The organism is Desmospora profundinema (assembly GCF_031454155.1).
Classification (GTDB): domain Bacteria; phylum Bacillota; class Bacilli; order Thermoactinomycetales; family DSM-45169; genus Desmospora; species Desmospora profundinema.
In genome coordinates this window covers 391,990-406,153 of record NZ_JAVDQG010000004.1, presented here as the reverse complement: position 1 = coordinate 406,153, position 14,164 = coordinate 391,990, and the positions used below count along the sequence as shown (strand labels likewise).

General features: G+C 52.7%; 14 protein-coding genes. 6 read left to right on the top strand and 8 right to left on the bottom strand.

All coding sequences use genetic code 11. The annotated features are described in order from the left end of the window. Window positions 1–53 precede the first annotated feature (53 nt). Window positions 54–1,838 carry an L-lactate permease gene (locus JOE21_RS10970; RefSeq protein ID WP_309865913.1) on the bottom strand — a complete coding sequence of 595 codons (1,785 nt, stop codon included), beginning with the start codon at window positions 1,836–1,838 and terminating at the stop codon, window positions 54–56. Window positions 1,839–2,209: 371 nt separating this feature from the next. On the opposite strand from JOE21_RS10970, the gene JOE21_RS10965 reads away from it, so the two are divergent. The 3 genes from JOE21_RS10965 to JOE21_RS10955 are packed head-to-tail and all read left to right on the top strand — an operon-like array spanning window position 2,210 to window position 5,392. After that, window positions 2,210–3,619, top strand: a complete 1,410-nt coding sequence (locus JOE21_RS10965; RefSeq protein ID WP_309865911.1) for an FAD-binding oxidoreductase — start codon at window positions 2,210–2,212, stop codon at window positions 3,617–3,619. Continuing rightward, on the top strand, window positions 3,619–5,001 hold the full coding sequence (locus JOE21_RS10960; RefSeq protein ID WP_309865909.1) for a (Fe-S)-binding protein: 1,383 nt from the start codon (window positions 3,619–3,621) through the stop codon (window positions 4,999–5,001). Before JOE21_RS10965 ends, JOE21_RS10960 begins: the two co-directional genes overlap by 1 nt. Further along, on the top strand, window positions 4,973–5,392 hold the full coding sequence (locus tag JOE21_RS10955) for a DnaJ family domain-containing protein (protein ID WP_309865907.1): 420 nt from the start codon (window positions 4,973–4,975) through the stop codon (window positions 5,390–5,392). The genes JOE21_RS10960 and JOE21_RS10955 overlap by 29 nt, the downstream gene beginning before the upstream one ends. A 62-nt stretch (window positions 5,393–5,454) precedes the next feature. Here JOE21_RS10955 and JOE21_RS10950 read toward each other — a convergent pair whose 3' ends face one another. The 4 genes from JOE21_RS10950 to JOE21_RS10935 form a co-directional block, all read right to left on the bottom strand. Beyond that, window positions 5,455–5,751 carry a HesB/YadR/YfhF family protein gene (locus JOE21_RS10950; RefSeq protein ID WP_309865905.1) on the bottom strand — a complete coding sequence of 99 codons (297 nt, stop codon included), beginning with the start codon at window positions 5,749–5,751 and terminating at the stop codon, window positions 5,455–5,457. 111 nt (window positions 5,752–5,862) lie between these two features. Beyond that, window positions 5,863–6,060 (bottom strand): hypothetical protein, encoded by a 198-nt coding sequence (locus JOE21_RS10945; protein WP_309866098.1) that lies wholly within the window; start codon window positions 6,058–6,060, stop codon window positions 5,863–5,865. Then, complete coding sequence (gene sfsA, locus JOE21_RS10940; RefSeq protein WP_309865903.1) at window positions 6,038–6,724, bottom strand: DNA/RNA nuclease SfsA; 687 nt, start codon at window positions 6,722–6,724, stop codon at window positions 6,038–6,040. The genes JOE21_RS10945 and sfsA overlap by 23 nt, the downstream gene beginning before the upstream one ends. A 129-nt stretch (window positions 6,725–6,853) precedes the next feature. Continuing rightward, window positions 6,854–7,432 carry a YdcF family protein gene (locus JOE21_RS10935; protein ID WP_309865901.1) on the bottom strand — a complete coding sequence of 193 codons (579 nt, stop codon included), beginning with the start codon at window positions 7,430–7,432 and terminating at the stop codon, window positions 6,854–6,856. Window positions 7,433–7,719: 287 nt separating this feature from the next. Here JOE21_RS10935 and JOE21_RS10930 point away from each other — a divergent pair, with 287 nt between their 5' ends. From JOE21_RS10930 to JOE21_RS10920, 3 genes are all read left to right on the top strand, one after another. After that, window positions 7,720–8,478 carry an SUKH-3 domain-containing protein gene (locus tag JOE21_RS10930; protein ID WP_309865899.1) on the top strand — a complete coding sequence of 253 codons (759 nt, stop codon included), beginning with the start codon at window positions 7,720–7,722 and terminating at the stop codon, window positions 8,476–8,478. Window positions 8,479–8,865: 387 nt separating this feature from the next. Further along, window positions 8,866–9,462 (top strand): TetR/AcrR family transcriptional regulator, encoded by a 597-nt coding sequence (locus JOE21_RS10925; protein ID WP_309865897.1) that lies wholly within the window; start codon window positions 8,866–8,868, stop codon window positions 9,460–9,462. A 35-nt stretch (window positions 9,463–9,497) separates the two neighbouring features. Beyond that, window positions 9,498–10,631, top strand: coding sequence for an FAD-dependent monooxygenase (locus JOE21_RS10920; RefSeq protein ID WP_309866089.1), 1,134 nt, complete (start codon window positions 9,498–9,500; stop codon window positions 10,629–10,631). Window positions 10,632–10,733: 102 nt separating this feature from the next. Here the strand turns inward: JOE21_RS10920 and JOE21_RS10915 are convergent, their stop codons facing one another. The 3 genes from JOE21_RS10915 to JOE21_RS10905 form a co-directional block, all read right to left on the bottom strand. Further along, complete coding sequence (locus JOE21_RS10915; RefSeq protein ID WP_309865896.1) at window positions 10,734–11,501, bottom strand: 3-hydroxyacyl-CoA dehydrogenase; 768 nt, start codon at window positions 11,499–11,501, stop codon at window positions 10,734–10,736. A gap of 250 nt (window positions 11,502–11,751) precedes the next feature. Beyond that, window positions 11,752–12,903: a thiolase family protein gene (locus JOE21_RS10910; protein WP_309865894.1), complete on the bottom strand. Its 1,152-nt coding sequence runs from the start codon at window positions 12,901–12,903 to the stop codon at window positions 11,752–11,754. 14 nt (window positions 12,904–12,917) lie between these two features. Next, window positions 12,918–14,096: a CaiB/BaiF CoA transferase family protein gene (locus JOE21_RS10905; protein ID WP_309865892.1), complete on the bottom strand. Its 1,179-nt coding sequence runs from the start codon at window positions 14,094–14,096 to the stop codon at window positions 12,918–12,920. Window positions 14,097–14,164: the final 68 nt, after the last annotated feature.

Sequence of the window (14,164 nt, the reverse complement as noted above, 5' to 3'; positions counted from 1 at the left end):
TCCATTGTATCCTTTCCCACTCCCGGATGAAAAGCATTCCGTCAAGAATCGGATCAGTCTCCAGAGGAAGTCGTATCAGCGGGGGGACGACTCCCCCGAATCACGAAAATCATCAACCCAAGGGTAATGGCCGCCACCAGCACGCTGCCGATATTTAACCCGAAACCATTTAGGACCACATACCCGAGCGCTCCGGCAAACAAGAGATAGTAGCCCAAGGGAAGCAACAACTTGCGGATCAAAATGCCTTCCCGGTTGACCAGCCCTACCGTGGCCGAGGCAGCTACCACATTGTGGACGCAAATCATATTGCCGGCAGCCCCTCCCACCGCTTGTAAAGCCACCACCCAGGCGGGATCCACGCCGATGCGGTTACCCACTTCAAACTGAAAGAGGGAGAACATCATATTGGAAATGGTGTTGCTGCCCGCGGCAAAGGCACCCAACGCTCCAATCACGGGAGCAAACAAGGGATAGAGAGATCCCGTAAGCACTGCCACACCCTCCGCAAGCGCAATCGGCATGCTCTCATACCCGGCTCCGCCTCCGCCGGAACCGATAAACAACTTCACCATCGGGACGGAGAAGAGAAGGGCGACCGAGGCAACACCGGTTGTATAGAACGCCCCTTTCCACGCTCGTCCAAAAGAGGAGGGCTTCATCTGATGAATAAAGTAGGTGAGCACCACCACAGAGATAAAGATCGTACCCGGCAGGAAGAGCGGAGCCACTGAAACCGTTACTCCCGAACCGAACAAGTCCTCCAGTTTAAAGGTGACCGAGTTTAACCATTCTTTGATGGGAAGGGTCTCGGTACGGGAGAGCACCAGGAACAACCCCACCAACAAGTATGGCATCCACGTCTTCCACCCCGGCATACGGGAGCCGTCGGGAACATCCGTGGCGATTTTTAGGCGATCAAACATGTCACCATTCCAGATCGGATCCCAGTTCTCTTTTTTCTCAAAGTCCCATGTCTCCTCTTTCGGCACAAACCAGCCCTGGCGGGCAGCGAAACCTACTACCGCCAATCCAAACAACCCACCGAACAAGGACGGAAACTCTGGCCCCAGGGTAACCGCCACCAACAAATACGGCACAGTCATGGCCAACCCCGCAAACAAAGCGAACGGCCATACCCGGAGCCCGTCTGCAAAGGAACGCTTGGGGCCGAAGAAGCGGGTCATTACCGCCACCATCAACAGCGGGATAAACGTCCCCACCACCGCATGCACCAATGCTGCATTCGCTCCGATCGCCGCAATGTACCCGCTCCAGTCAGTCGCGGCAACCCCTGCCGCTTCCTGGACTTCAGGCAATTGTCCCTGTCCTAGACCGGAGTTAACTCCCACCAGGATCGGTGTACCCAACGCCCCGAAGGTGACCGGTGTACTCTGGATGATTAAAGCACACACCACCGCTGCCATGGCGGGAAAACCAAGCCCTACCAACAGCGGTGCCGCCACTGCCGCCGGGGTCCCAAAGCCGGCGGAACCCTCGATAAACGAGCCGAATAACCACGCGATCAAAATCGCTTGGACGCGCCGGTCCGGTGAAATTTCGGTCAAACTTTGCCGCAGGGAATGGATCGCACCGCTTTCGGTAAGCGTTTTCAACAATAAAATGGCTCCAAAGATGATATACAACAATGTCAACGCTGTGATCACACCATCCACTGTGCCGGCCGCCACCTGGTTGAAGGGAACGTCCCACACCCACAGCGATAACGCCGCTGTCACTAAAAACGATATCGGCATCGCGTACTTGGCCGGCCACTTTAAGAGAACCAATAGGACAAAAACGGTCAAGACGGGTACTAAAGCCAATATAGACAACATCGGACGATACCTCCCTCTTTATGAAAGATTCCGTCATGGATGAACAACCTGGGTGAACGGCAGACAATCAATCCGATTATGGCGGACTACCACATCAGTAATAGGATGTAAGCCTTTTCAAAAATCCAAACCTATCCCCCCTTATCTCTAGTTGAATCCGCTTTCATCATTGTGGGAAAAATGGTATCATATCATCAGGTGATCTGATGACCTGTCGACTACATTCAAACACAATATTTCGACCATTGTCAACAATCCGATGGAAGGCAATGTTTTCCTCACTTCACTCGATCCGTTTGTGTACGGCTCCCAGGTCATTTTATCCGCCTTCGCGAAATAGAACAGAAAGGATTAGAGGAGGGAACGTCCCCGTGTTGAATTCAGAAATCAAAGCGCAGTTGGTTTCCGTATTGGGAGACGCCCATGTACGTGATGATGTCGAATCCCGGATTACCCACTCCTATGACGCCACCCCCTTATACCAGTCCATGCCTGACGGAGTGGTCTTCCCCTCCACAACCCAAGAGGTACAGGACGTTCTGCGCATCGCCTCCAAGCATCACATTCCCATTGTGGGACGGGGTTCCGGCAGCAACTTAAGCGCCGATACCGTTCCCGTCGCCGGTGGGCTGGTGATGGTGATGACCCGCATGAATCAAATTTTAGAAATCGACAAGGAGAATTTAACCGCCACCGTGCAACCCGGTGTATACACGCAAACCCTTCACGAAGCGGTGGAAAAGGAGGGGCTCTTTTATCCGCCGGATCCCAGCAGCATGAAGATCTCCACCCTCGGCGGCAACATCGCCGAATGCTCGGGAGGATTGCGGGGCTTGAAATACGGGACCACCAAGGATTATGTCCTGGGATTGGAGGCGGTGTTGGCGAATGGTCAAGTGTTGCGCACCGGCGGCAAACTGTACAAAGATGTAGCCGGATACGACCTGACCAAGTTGTTGATCGGCTCCGAGGGAACACTGGCGATTATCACGGAAGCCACATTAAAACTGATTCCCCTGCCGGAAAGCCGTCGGGCGCTGGTAGCCCATTATCACGATCTGGACGCCGCTGCCCGCACCGTCTCGGCCATCATCTCGGACCGAATCCTACCCTGCACCTTGGAATTTATGGACCGAAAAACGATTCAGGTGGTGGAGGATTACGCCCGGATCGGTCTCCCTAAGGAAATGGAGGCCATCCTGCTGGTGGAGCAGGATGGCCCTCTGGAAGTGGTAGAGCGGGACATGGAGCGAATCCGGCACATCGCGGAAACAACAGGTGCCACCCATGTGGAGGTGGCACGAACGGAAGCAGACGGAGCCCAGGTGATGGCAGCCCGCCGCAATGCCTTGTCTGCCCTGGCGCGCCTCCGCCCCACTCTCATCCTGGAAGACGCGACCGTCCCGCGTTCCCGCATTGCTGACATGGTACGGGAAATCAATCGGATCGCCGATGAGTACAATCTTCAGATCTGCACCTTTGGCCATGCAGGGGACGGGAACCTGCATCCCACCTTCCTTACCGACGCCCGCGACACAGAAGAAATCGAGCGGGTGGAGAAAGCATTCGCCGACATTTTTGAAGCGGCGATCCGCTTTGGCGGCACCATCACCGGAGAGCACGGGGTCGGCCTGGCCAAAGCCCCGTTTCTGGAATGGAAGGTGGGTGCCGCCGGCATCACGGTCATGAAAGGGATCAAACACGCCTTTGATCCACAGGGGATCCTGAATCCCGGCAAGATCTTCACCGATCAACCCCGGCTCCGAAAGGAGAATATGTAATGGTGCAACCCGTCCCTGCAAAGCCGAAAAAGACTGATCCCGCCGTCGTCACTCCCTGGAATAACCTCGGGAGACAACTGGCCCACACCCTCGATGAGGACGAATTGACCAATTGTATGCGTTGCGGATTCTGCCTTCCCGCCTGTCCCACTTACCGTGAAACCGGCTTGGAGGCCGCCTCTCCCAGAGGGCGCATCGCCCTGATGAAAGCGGCCGTCGATGGTTGGATGACACCGGATGAAAGCTTCCGCAATCAGATGAACTTTTGCCTCGGCTGCCGGGCATGTGAAACCGCCTGCCCCGCCGATGTCCGTTTTGGGCGTCTCTTGGAACAATCCCGTGCTGCCATCGCCGAACATGCGCCTATAACCCGATATGAGAAGACCATGCGACATCTCTTTTTTCAAGGGTTGTTTCCCCATCGCTCCCGACTGCGTCTGGTGGGTGCGCTGCTGGCACTCTACCAAAAATCGGGCCTCCGCTGGCTGGTCCACCGTACCGGCCTGGCCCGCCTGTTGCCGCCCCATCTGCGCCAAATGGACCGCGTCCTGCCAACCGCCTCCATGCAGGGTGTCGTGGAGCGGATCGGAACCCACGTTCCCGCCCACGGAAAGAAGAGGGGACGGGTGGGACTTTTACGCGGCTGTATCATGGATGTCGCCTTTGCCGACACCAACGTCAACACCGCCCGTCTGCTGTCCGCCGCCGGATATGAAGTGGTGATCCCCCGCAGCCAAACCTGCTGCGGGGCGTTGCACGCTCACTCCGGGGAGGAACGACAAGCCCACCGCTTGGCCAAGGAAAATATCCGCACCTTCCGTGAAGCCGGCGTGGACTGGGTGGCTTCCAACGCCGGAGGCTGTGGCGCCCAATTGGTGGAATATTCTCATCTGCTCCAAAACGAACCGAAGCTTGCTGAAGACGCCCGCTGGTTTGCCGCCCACACCCGAGATATCAGCCAACTGCTCGCCGAGGGGAATCCACTTCCCCTGAGATCCGTTCCCAAGCGGGTGACCTACCAACATTCCTGTCATCTCAAAAACGGCATGAAGGTGTCACAAGAACCCGAATCCCTGATCCGCTCTATCCCGGACCTCACTTATATGCCGCTGAATAAAGGGGAACACTGTTGCGGTTCCGCAGGCATATACAACTTGACCCATCCTGAAACATCCATGCACATCCTGGATGAAAAGATGAATGACGTAAAAGAAACCACCGCCGACATCCTTGTCACCACCAACCCCGGCTGCCTGCTTCAGATGAAGCTGGGCATCGAACGGTCGGGCCTTGCATCTCATATGCAGGCGGTCCATCTGGTGGATCTGTTAACCGAGTCCATGGAGAAGGGAGATGATCCCCATAACCAGAAGGAAAAATGACCGGGAAAACACGTTCCCTCCAGCCGGACATGGCGATTGGCTGGATCAGATCGTAAAAGAGCATGAACAAAAAGGCGGGTTCGACCACCTCTCCGGCAAAGGAAAGCCCTTGTCCAAGAAGACCTTGGAGGAAGAAGCGTTCCATCATATCCTGAAAAACGCCCACTATCTCCCTCCCTGGCTGGAGTTGCGGCATCAAATCAAAAATCAGATTCAGGAGCTTCTCAGCAACCTGGATAAAAAGGCCGCACCTGAAAAGAGGGATCGGGAACAAGTCGAGGAAGTCAATCGCATGATCCAAAAATATAACCAGTTGTGCCCTCATCCCTCCATGCAAAGGGGTTTAGTCACCATCGACAACCTGAATCAAGCTGTTCATCAATGGGAGTGAAACCCATGCCCTCCATCTAAGCATAACGCCCCCTGTCTCTAATAGAGTCAGAGGGCGTTTGTTCAGTCCGTGATAAAACGCAGCATCTCGTCTCTTTCGTCCCATTCCACCCGTAAATCCTGACCGTCGAAGTACCAAAGTTCTCCTTCTTCGACAAAGAAACGGATCCCGCCCGCTTCCACACTGGCACCCGGCCGTCGGGGCGGTTCCACGGTAAGGAGCAAGGAAAAACCGTGTTGATCCCGCCCTGCCGAGTGGGCATCATCATAGCGGATATGAAACCGAAGCTCATCCCCTTCCACCAATCCCATTTCATCCTGGAACCAGGCGAAGGCTTCCGGAGTAATCGTGATATTCATCGTTGGTCCCCCTTTTATCAACCGTTCAACGAAACTCTCTTCATCCTACCCGTTTAGCGGACAATGTCAAACGGGGAGAACCAATTGATCCCGCTTCACGGGGGCCATCCATTACTCCGATCCGATGCCGCGCCGTCTCCACTCCGCCTTCATCGCATCGTAATTCCCCTCAAACCGGGTCAAGGTCCCACCCTGGAGCCAATAGGTGGGTGCAAACAACTTGTTAAGAAAATAACGGTCATGAGAGACCACCACTACGGTGCCGGGAAGAAAACCTAACCTTCCTCTACAAATCCACCGGAATCTCATCCACCACCTCAATCGCATCAAAGGTAATGGAACAGCGATAGGCGTGGATGCAGATGCCGTGATTCCGCGCTTGGCCCATTTTCTCCGCCAGAACAGGGTCGATGGCGGTGTGAGGCGTAAAACGATGGACGAAGTCCATGAAGGCGACAAATACAATGACACCTTTATCCCCTTCTGTTACCGCACGGATCAACTCGTCCACATGCTTTTGTCCGCGAACCGTGGGAGCATCGGGAAACATCGCCACCCCGTTCTCCTCATAGGTGACGCACTTCACCTCTACCCAAGTGGGGGGATTCGCGTCGATGCGGAAATCCATGCGGCTATCACCCACTTTCACTTCACTGCGGATCGGACCTTCCACCCAATCGATCCGTCCTGATTCAACCGCATCACGAAACACGCGGTTGGCCAAAGCCGAGTGGATACAGATCCAGTGACCGTTTTTGTTAACGAACCGCAAGCCGTAACGGTGCTTCCGCTTGGGGTTGTCCGATCGCTCCAGCACCACAGGTGTTCCAGGGTGAAGCATTTCGTCCATGCGGCCGGTATTGGGAACGTGGACGATCTCCCGTTCCCCGTCGATCTCGACCTCCGCCTGAAACCGGTTGGGACGTCGGATAAAGGTAGCTGCCACTTTTTCTCCCGGAATGATGACGGCCATGGATTCACCCCATTCGAAGATAACGGATACCGACTCAGTATACCATTTAGTTTTCCTGTCGTTTCATTCATTCCACGATCAACGGATATATACGATACCATTTTCCGCTGATATACAGCCAACGTGATATTATCCACTCTGAAACAGTCGAAACTTAACGAATGCCAGACTTTCCCGCGTCTTGTGATAAGGGGTGAACAACACCCGAGAGTGAACCGGGACCGGTACCGCATCCATCTGAATCCGCTTCGCCATTTCCATCGCACGCTTCATATGATAATCGTGCGTAACGAGATAGACTTCGGTCGCTCCTGCTTGTTGAATGATCCACTGGGAGTAATGCAAATTTTCCCATGTGTTGGCTGCCTGATTCTCCAACAACAAGGACTCAGCCGGGATTCCTTTTGCCGCCAGGTATCGCTTCATCCCTTCCGCCTCACTGATGCCGTCGTTTCCCTCGCCTCCTGATAGGACAAGTACCTCTACCAACCCTTCCTCATATAACTGAAGAGCCGCTTCCAGCCGCTCGCGCAATGCGGGACTGGGTTCTTCCTCCCACAGCGCAGCTCCGAGAACGATGGCCACATCCCGTTTTTCGGTTGGAAAGGGGGTGTCGTCATATTGGGAGACGAGAGTCCACAGATAGATTCCCCCCACCAGCAGACAACCGCAAACAAACAGCGCCAAAATGACCAAGATTCGCCTCATTCCATGCTCCCTTCGCTTCTTTTATGAAAGCTTGTCTTTTAAACAACAAAAAGCGCCAATTTAATACCAAGAATCATGGTCAACCTGACCAAATAAACACACGGCTACCAACAGAATATCGATCAACCATTCAAATATATCGTATACCGCGTCCGTTTTGTATAGAACCCCGACCATTCCCCTCTGGCCCTTTAGAAAAGCCCATACATGGAGTCTTTCTCTCTAAGCGTTACTGTTTTGGACATGTAGTACAATGGTGAAGCACGGGAGAGAAAGGAGAGAAAGAAATGGCCATTTATCCGAAGGTCCCTCTATCAAAAAATGCAGCGGCCTGTCTGATCCGGGCCGGTTGGACACCTAGCCGTCGCATGGATGTCTCCGTACATTGTCAAGCGCTGCGGGAAGAAGGATATCGGATCTTTCCGGAAGCAAAACGGTTTCTGGAACGTTTCGTTGGGTTGAGGGTAACGATTCCCGCCTATAAACTTCGGGATAGGGAGGATTTTTTCCACCTGGATCCCCGGGAAGCTTCCAGACAGGTTTTTATCGAACAAATCAGAGATTATGAAGAACGGATCGGAGAATCGTTGGTGGTGATCGGGGAAGCTTACAGCAATCATCTCGCTCTTATGATATCTGAAACAGGAAAAATCCTGGGTGGTTTTGATCGTTTTCTCGTGATGTTGGGAGAGGATGGATGGAAGGGGATGGAGTCCCTATACCAGGGAGTGACGAGTCCGTATATTCAGGTGATCGACCCCACTGCGGACATGGAGGAAAGTTTGAACCATAGTCTGGAGATTTGGCCTGTTTTGTGGTGCGCCGAAATGAGTGCGGTCAATGATGCTCTCATGAATGGTTCAAAATTGGAGGATCTGGTGATTTCTACGCTTCGAGTCAAGTCGGGAGAACCCAACAAACCTTGTTATAACTGCCGGCATTATCTAAATAAATCTGATTTTGTCACCGAATATCCAGACCGGTCCATCCCCACCCGGTTGAAAAAAAAGTGGAAAAAACTGACCAAACATTTTGCGAAATCCTAGGATACGGGAAACCAGACCTACATAAAACGGCCCCTATAAAGCGGGCCGTCTTTTTCATGTTAGAGGGTATCAGGCCGTTTCATCCTTTTACTTTTTTAGATATTATTACAGCCTCGATATCCTCTTTTGAGACGCGATTCAACAGAAAATCGTTCCCATACTCTTTTTTTGATTTTAAAAGACTCTCGCTTTGCTGCACAAAGTGGTTTACTTTTGATCCAATCGTTTACGGTCTCTACACTTACGTTTAGGCTATCTCTGAAATCCGATATCATTTTTCCTTGAAACCTCTCACCGTTCCGGTTTATTATAAATATGACTACAGTCATTTTTTGAACATAGTCATAAAATGAATCAAGTCATCCCTGGGGTTTGGAGGAATTCGTCATGCTAAGGGAACAGCGAAAAAAAGAGCTGAAGGAGAAAATTCTCCTGGTCTCTCTGCGCCTATTTAAGGAAAAGGGGTTTGAACCTGTGACCGTGGAGGAGATCACAGCCGCCTGCGGAATCGCCAAAGGAACCTTTTACAATTACTTTTCGGAGAAAAAACAAATACTTTTATATCTGGGAAATTCCCAGTTGGAGAGGTTGGAGGAATCTGTCCGACGACATGGGACAGTGAAGCCCTTTCGTCAACGGGTGAAAAAAATCTTCGGGGATCTGTTATCCCGATACACGAAACATCCGGACATCGCCAGAATCACCATCTCCGAAAACATCCGTTCCCGACTGTTACTGCATGAAGAATCCCGCACCATCGAAGCCTTCCAATCGGCGTTATCTTCTCTTGTACAGGAAGCGATGCGGGAAGGGGAGATTTCGGATCAGCCCGATCCCGATCAAGTGGCATCCACCTTGGTCGGGCTCTATTTTCAGACACTTATTACCTGGCTTTCATTCACTGATCCAGAGAAATACGACATCCTCGATATTTTTGACAATCACCTGGAAATCCTCTGGGAAGGTGTCGGAAAAAAAGATTGAACAGAAACGGGAGGAGGCGGTGAATAGTGAACGTCATGATCATCGGCGCCGGGATCAGCGGTCTGTGCACAGCCATCACCCTACAACAGAAGGGGCATGAGGTGAAGGTGTTTGAGAGCTACCCCGAACTGAAGCCGGTCGGCGCGGGTCTGCTTCTCGGACAGAACGCCTTGAAGGGGTTGTTCCGGTTGGGGATCGGCGAAAAGATCCTGCGGGTCGGCAAGGTGAACAAAACGGTCACAGTTCTTTCCGAGAAGGGGAACGTCATATCCAAATTGGATACGGACCGGCTCGATCAAAAGTTTCAAACGGACAGCATCGCCGTTCTGCGGAGTGATTTGCACGATGTATTGGTCCGATCCCTGAAATCCGGAACCGTGACCGTAAACAAAAAATGTGTCGGATTTGAACAGGATGACCGGGGAGTATCGGTTCGGTTCGCCGACGGAAAGACCGGCCGGGGCGATGTTCTGATCGCAGCCGACGGAATCCACTCCATCATTCGGAAACAGTTGCTTCCCGGTTTAAAAACGAGATATGCCGGTTACACCTGCTGGAGAGGAGTCACATCGGGCGTTCCCGACGGTTTTAAAGAGGAACTAACCGAAACATGGGGACCGAAGGGACGGTTCGGTATCGTTCCCCTTTCCGACCGGCAGATTTACTGGTTTGCTGTAATCAATGCGGAAGAGAACAGCCGGGTATTCGCCGGTTACCGGAACAGGGACTTGCTGAAACACTTCGGGGACTACCACTTCCCGATTCCTCAGATCCTGCGGATGACAAGGGAAGAGGAAGTGATCTGGAATGATATTGTCGATCTGGAGCCCCTCGACCGGTTTGCCTTTGACCGAATCGTGTTGATCGGAGACGCGGCCCATGCCACCACTCCCAATATGGGGCAGGGCGCGTGTCAGGGGATTGAGGATGCCCTCGTCCTGTCCCGATGCATCGACGAGCAATCAAACCCAGTGGCCGCTTTTCAAGCATTTCAAGAGCAAAGGATCAAGCGAACCCGGAAGATCGTCAACACATCATGGTCCATCGGAAAGATGGCACAGATCGAAAACCGTTGGATCTGTTCCCTAAGAAACGCGTTGCTACGACGAGTTCCCCATTCCTTTCAGGAGAAGCAACTAGAGTTTTTATACGATGTGGATTTTTCATAATACGGCGGGGCTCGGATTGGAACCTCCCTTGCTCCCCTTTCTTAGCCGGTTGTAAACGAAAAAACCGCCGGAATCTAGTCGACTCCAGCGGTTTTTTCGAGATTATTTGGGTTGCATCCGGATTGCGCCATCTAAACGGATGACCTCTCCATTTAGCATCGGATTTTCGATAATACTTTGCACGAGTTTAGCATATTCGGATGGATCCCCGAGGCGGGAAGGAAAAGGTACCATTGCCCCTAGTGCTTGGCGTGCTTGATCCGGCAGTGCACTGAATAATGGTGTATCAAACAGGCCGGGTGCAATCGTCATCACACGCACGCCGTGTTGGGCGAGATCACGGGCAATCGGGAGCGTCATCCCGACGATCCCACCTTTGGAAGCACTGTAAGCGGCCTGCCCTATTTGCCCTTCAAAAGCCGCCACAGAGGCGGTATTAATGATCACGCCTTTTTCCCCTTGTTCATTGGGGGAATTGGCGGCCATTTGTTCAGCCACCAGCCGGATCGCATTAAAGGTACCGACTAAGTTCACTTGAATGACCGTTTGAAAGACAGCCAGATCATGCGGTCCCTTTTTACTGACGGTTTTTTGAGCCGCTCCGATTCCCGCACAATTGACCAGGATATGAATGCCCTGCCCTATTTCATAAGCCTGATGGACAGCGTGGTGGACACTTGCCTCATCTGTGACATCGGTTTTGACAAACCGGACATTCTCCCCTAATTCTTCTGCCAACCCCTTCCCCTTTTCTTCTTGCAGATCGGCAATCACCACTTTGGCCCCATGGGCGGCCAGCTGACGAACGGTCGCTTCCCCTAAACCCGACGCCCCTCCTGTGACAAAACCGACATGATCTCGAATATCCAAATCCGATCCCTCCTGATGATTCGGTTATCACTCTAGCTAGTACTACAGTTGCATTTGTACGAAGAGTGTATAGGAACGTGGGTTGGTCGGGCTGGTGGGCTGTCTTCGATCTCTTGCAAAAAGCGCATAGCGAGACCAGGAGCAAAGCGACTCAGGCGAGACTTGTACTCTGTGAGTGCAAAGGATCGCAGCCATCCCACCACCCTCCCTTCTCACATCTGCACCTACTCTTATAAGCGCAACTATAGTACTAAACTAACCGTTCAATAATCGTGGCATTGGCCATCCCGTGACCTTCACACATGGTTTGCAATCCGTAGCGACCGCCGGTGCGTTCCAGTTCGTGAACCATCGTTGTCATCAACCGGGCCCCCGAGGCTCCCAGCGGATGGCCCAGCGCGATCGCTCCGCCGTTGGGATTGAGCTTACAGGGGTCGGCACCCGTTTCGGCCAGCCAGGCCAGCGGAACGGAGGCAAACGCTTCATTGACTTCAAATACATCCATATCGTTTAATTGCAAACCCGCTTTGGCCAATACCTTTTCCGTTGCAGGGATTGGGCCGGTCAGCATCAATGTGGGATCCGAACCCACCACCACTCGTGTCAGCACTCGAAAACGAGGTTTTAAACCGAGTTCCTCCGCTTTTTCTTTGGACATCAGCAAAACAGCCGCCGCCCCGTCACTGATTTGACTGGAATTACCGGCGTGAATATGGCCCCCTTCCTTAAATGAGGGAGAAAGCTGGGCTAGTTTTTCCAAAGAAGTATCGTCTCTCGGGCCCTCATCTTTCGTGACCATTGCTTTCGTTCCATCCGGCAGCGTCACTTCAATCGGGATGATTTCCCGCTCAAAACGGCCTTCGTTCTGAGCCGCCAGGGCTTTTTGGTGACTCTCGAGAGAGAATTCATCCATTTGTTGGCGGCTGAGTCTCCACTTTTCGGCGATTCTTTCTGCCGACAACCCTTGATTGATCATTTCATGGCGTGCGGTTAACTTCTTGCTGAAATCGACTCCCTGCAAGTTGGAAAACATGGGAACACGGGACATGTTTTCAATACCAGCCGCAACGACCACATCCATATCTCCGCTGATAATCGCCTGAGCAGCAAAATGAACAGCCTGCTGACTCGATCCGCACTGACGATCAATCGTCGTTCCGGGAACTTCGGTGGGATAACCCGCAATCAAAGCAGCGACTCTCGCAATATCTGCAGCTTGTTCCCCCACTTGCGATACACACCCCATGATCACGTCTTCCACCATCTTCGGAGACAAACCCGCTTGGTTTACCACTTCTTTCAGCACTTCCGCCGCCAGCTCATCGGCTCGAATTCCGCTTAATATTCCGTTTCTACGACCCACCGGGGTTCTGACGGCTTCGATAATGACCGCTTCGCGCACGTGGAACCACCCTTTCAAATGGTATTTTCTTTTTTCAACTGTGTAATCTGCTCTTCGGTAAAGCCCAGTTCGAGCAACAATTCTTTGGTGTGTTCCCCCCATGACGGAGCCGGAGAACGGATCGCACCCTTTGTGTCCAATAATTGAATCGGAATACCCGGTTGTTGGATAGTCCCCAACGCGGGATGCTCCACATCCACAATCATTTGCCGGTGCTTGATTTGCCGGTCTGCTTGTACTTCCTCCAACTGGAGGACGGGTGAAACGCACGCTTCTTGATTCTTAAAAGCGTCCATCCACTCCGATAATGTACGAGTTTTGATGATCGATGAAATTTCTTCTTTCAACTTCTCCTGCTCATCCAAGGGAGCTTCCAGGCGGAAAATCCAATCGGGACGTTGGATGATCCGGCAGAAGGTTTCCCAAAACTTCGGTTCCAGCGCACCGACTGCGAGGAATCGCTGATCGGCCGTTTCATAAACCCCGTAGCAGGCTCTGCCGCCTGCCAACATCGATTCACCGCGCCGGGGCGGCCGACCCGTCGCCAAATAGTCGGGGAGAATCGTCTGCATCCAGGAAACGACACCGTCCATCATGGAAATGTCGACAAACTGTCCTTTTTGCGTCCGTGCTCTGGCTTGCAGTGCCAGTAATATGCCGACGGCGGCCATTAAGGAACCGCCCCCGATATCGGCGATTTGAACCGCCGGCACCACCGGCCGTCCGCCCCGTTCTCCCTGCAAATCCAAAAACCCGGTGTAACTCAAATAATTAATGTCATGTCCGGGAAAAGCGGAGTAAGGACCATCCTGTCCATATCCCGTCACGGCACAGTAGATCAGCTTTGGATTGACCTTCGCCAATGCCTCGTAACCCAGTCCCAACCGGTCCATCACACCGGGGCGAAAGGACTCTACCACCACATCCGCTGTTTGAACCAGTTGCAAAAAGATGTCCTTTCCCTGCTCAGACTTCAAATCCAAACAAAAACTTTTTTTATTTCGGTTTAAAGAATGAAACAGGGCACTCTCTTCACCCAGCTTTGGTCCATGCCACCTGGCGTAGTCCCCGATCTGGGGATCTTCTATTTTAATCACTTCCGCGCCGAAATCAGCCAATAGCATGGTACAGTACGGGCCGGGCAGCAGCCTTGTCAGATCCAACATGCGAATGGAACGCAGCGGCATCTCCATGAATCGATCTCCTTCCCGATCTTACAATCCCATGTCTTTGGCGATGATCGTCTTCATGATTTCATTGG